Origin of the sequence: Micromonospora sp. NPDC048843 (genome assembly GCF_040649965.1) — a bacterium.
Classification (GTDB): Bacteria; Actinomycetota; Actinomycetes; order Mycobacteriales; family Micromonosporaceae; genus Micromonospora; species Micromonospora hortensis.
Map to the genome: position 1 here is coordinate 1 of NZ_JBEZGJ010000330.1, position 3,519 is coordinate 3,519.

The 3,519-nt window shown below is 67.7% G+C and carries 2 protein-coding genes; one reads left to right on the forward strand and one right to left on the reverse strand.

The features are described 5' to 3' along the window. The coding region (locus AB0C20_RS35620; RefSeq protein ID WP_357569664.1) for a beta-galactosidase at positions 1 to 1,756 on the reverse strand (1,756 nt) is incomplete at its 3' end. A 283-nt stretch (positions 1,757 to 2,039) separates the two neighbouring features. Here AB0C20_RS35620 and AB0C20_RS35625 point away from each other — a divergent pair. Continuing rightward, positions 2,040 to 3,368: an ABC transporter substrate-binding protein gene (locus AB0C20_RS35625; protein ID WP_357191921.1), complete on the forward strand. Its 1,329-nt coding sequence runs from the start codon at positions 2,040 to 2,042 to the stop codon at positions 3,366 to 3,368. Positions 3,369 to 3,519 lie beyond the last annotated feature (151 nt).

Sequence of the window (3,519 nt, forward strand, 5' to 3'; positions counted from 1 at the left end):
GTCGGTCGGTGGCCGGCTCGTCCAGCCGGGTGCCGACGTACCAGGCGGCGCCGTCGCCCACCCGGTGCCGGGTGAGCGCCGGCACGCCCGGCAAGGGCCCATCGGTGTACGAGGAAAGCACCTCGGCGCCGTCGGGGTGCACCCACTCGGTCCACACGTCGGCGGTACTGCCGTCGTCGAGGTGGACCTGCTCGCCCTCGCGCAGCGGGAAGAACTCCTCGGTCCGGACGCCGAGCAACTCACGGAACGCGCCCGGGTAGCCGCCCAGCCGGATGTGGTCGTTGCCGTCGACGATGCCGCTGAAGTAGGTGACCGCGGCGGTGCCACCGGCCTCGACGTAGCGGTGCAGCGCGGCGACGTCGGCGTCCCGGACCAGGTAGAGGGTGGGCACCAGGACCAGTCGGTAGCCGCTGAGGTCGGTCGACGGGTGGACGATGTCGGCGGTCACTCCGGCCCGCCAGAGCGAGCCGTACAGGGCGTTCAGCCGGTCGGCGTAGGTGACGTCGACGCTGGGGTGTGAATCCAACTCGACACCCCACCACGCCTCCCAGTCGAACAGGATCGCCACGTCGGCGTCCACCCGACTGCCGCGTACCTCCGCGAGGGCCTTGAGGTCCGCGCCGAGCTGGCAGACCTCGCGGAACACCTTGGTGTCCGGCCCGGCGTGCGGCACCAGCGCGGAGTGGAACTTTTCCGCGCCGGCCCGGGAGGCACGCCACTGGAAGAAGAGCACCCCGTCGGCGCCGCGGGCGACGTGCGCGAGGCTGTTGCGGCGCAGTTGCCCGGGCAGCTTGGCCACGTTGCGCGGCTGCCATTGGACGGCGCTGGTGGAGTGCTCCATCAGCAGCCACGGATCGCCGCCGGCGACGCCCCGGGTGTGGTCGGCGGCGAGCGCCAGCCCGAGGTGCGCCTGCGGGTCGGCCGCGGTCAGGTAGTGGTCGTTGGAGACCAGGTCCACATCGTTAGCCCAGGACTGGTAGTCCATGTGCTTGACGTCCATGCCGATCATGAAGTTGGTGGTGATCGGCTGGTGAACAAGCGCCTTCAGTGCCTCGCGCTCGGCGCGCAGTTGGGCGCGCAGCTCGTCCGAGGAGAAGCGCAGGAAGTCGAGCTGCTGGGTGGGGTTGGCGAAGGCCGTCACGGTGCGCGGCGGGTTGATCTCGGCCCAGTCGCCGTAGCGCTGACTCCAGAACGCGGTCCCCCAGGCGTCGTTGAGCCGGTCCAGGTCGCCGTAGCGCTCGCGCAACCAGCCGCGGAACGCCTCGGCGCTCACATCGCAGTAACAGTGCGCGTTGTGGCAGCCCAGCTCGTTGGAGACGTGCCACATGACCACGGCGGGATGCTCGGCGTACCGGCCGGCGACAGCGCGTACCAACTCCAGCGACCGCTCGCGGAACACCGGTGAGCTGGGGCAGTACGCCTGTCGTCCACCCGGCCAGAGGATCGCGCCGTCGGCTCGGCGGGGCAGCGTCTCCGGGTGCCCGTGGGCCAACCACGGCGGCGGGCTGGCCGTGGCGGTGGCCAGGTCGACCTGGATGCCACCGTGGTGCAGCAGGTCCAGCACCCGATCCAGCCAGCCGAACTCGAAACGCCCCGGGGCGGGCTCCAGCAACGCCCAGGAGAAGATGCCGACGGAGACCAGGTTGACCCCGGCCTGGCGCATCAGGTCGACGTCCTCGGACCAGGTTTCCTCGGGCCACTGCTCGGGGTTGTAGTCGCCGCCGAAATAGATGCTGTCACCCTGCCATCGCCGCATGACAGCTGAGGGTGCACCCGTCGGACCGCGGAAGTCAACAGGTTCCAACATCGAGCTTCGTTCCAACGTTTACCAGGTAACGGCCGTGTCACGACTGGGTTATCAGAGGCGAACTGCCCTCTTGACAGCGCCCGACCGCAGGGTAGCTTGAGGCCCCAATGGCCGTTCGTGTTCGCCAATGTGGATTCTCGGTGGATCTCAATGTGTGATCGCGACGCTGGACCGGCCTTCACCACCCCTGAGGCCCTTGGGCGTAGCTCCTTCTCATCCGCAGGAGGCACAGATGTCCCGTCCCCAATCCCAAGCCGAGTACCTTGCTCGGCTCGTACCGCCCTCAGTCGCCGGCATCAACCGACGATCGTTGCTGGCCGGCGCAGCCGGTACGGGCGCGCTGCTCGGCACCGGCCTGCTCGCCGGCTGCGGCGACGACTCCGGCTCCGGGGGGTCCAGCAAGGACGTGTCGCTCGGCTCGAACCAGTCCGACCCGAAGCCGAAGGACGTCCTGGTCAAGGTCACCGACGGCTTCAAGACCTCGTCCGGTGTGCAGGTGGCGGTCAATACGGTCGACCACAACACGTTCCAGGAGAACATCAACAATTACCTACAGGGCAAGCCGGACGACGTGTTCACCTGGTTCGCCGGCTACCGGATGCGTTTCTTCGCGCAGAAGGGCCTGGCCAGCGACATCAGTGACGTGTGGAGCAAGCTCTCCGGCTACTCCGACGCCTTCAAGAAGGCATCCACCGGCGACGACGGCAAACAGTACTTCGTACCGGCGTCGTACTACCCCTGGGCGATGTTCTACCGCAAGTCGGTGTGGCAGCAGTACGGCTACCAGGTGCCCACCACCCTGGACCAGCTCACCGCGCTCACCGCGCAGATGAAGAGGGACGGCCTCGCCCCCATCGCCTTCGCCGACAAGGACGGTTGGCCGGCGATGGGCACCTTCGACATCCTCAACCTGCGCATCAACGGCTACCAGTTCCACATCGACCTGATGGCCGGCAAGGAGGCCTGGACCTCCGACAAGGTCAAGAAGGTGTTCGACACCTGGGCCGGCCTGCTCCCCGCGCACCAGCCGGACAGCCTCGGCCGCACCTGGCAGGAGGCCGCGCAGTCGTTGCAGCAGAAGAAGAGCGGCATGTACCTGCTCGGCCTCTTCGTCGGTCAGCAGTTCAGCAACGAGGAGCAGAACGACCTCGACTTCTTCACCTTCCCCGAGATCGACCCGGCCATCGGCGCCAAGGCGCTGGACGCGCCGATCGACGGCTACATGATGGCCCGCAAGCCCAAGAACGAGGACAACGCGCGCAAGCTGCTGGAGTACTTCGGTGGCAAGGACGCCGGCGACATCACCGTCAAGAACGACCCGGCCACCCTGGTCGCCAACACCAGTGCGGACGTCAGCGGCTACACCGCGCTGCAGAAGAAGGCGGCCGAACTGGTCGGGTCGGCCACCGAGATCGCCCAGTTCCTCGACCGGGACACCCGGCCGGACTTCGCCTCGACGGTGATCATCCCGGCGCTCCAGCAGTTCATCAAGAACCCCAAGGACATCGGCGGGCTCACCTCGTCCATCGAGAACCAGAAAAAGTCGATCTTCACTGACTGACGGCGGAAGGGGGAGGACATCGTGTCCGACCTGCCCCTGATCCAACCGGATCGCGTAGGAGCAGCAGCGGCGCGACCGCGGGTTGCAGGTGCAGGGGCAGATCCTCACCGTGCACCACTGTGGGTACGCCGGCAGCGTGCAGCGCCCGTCG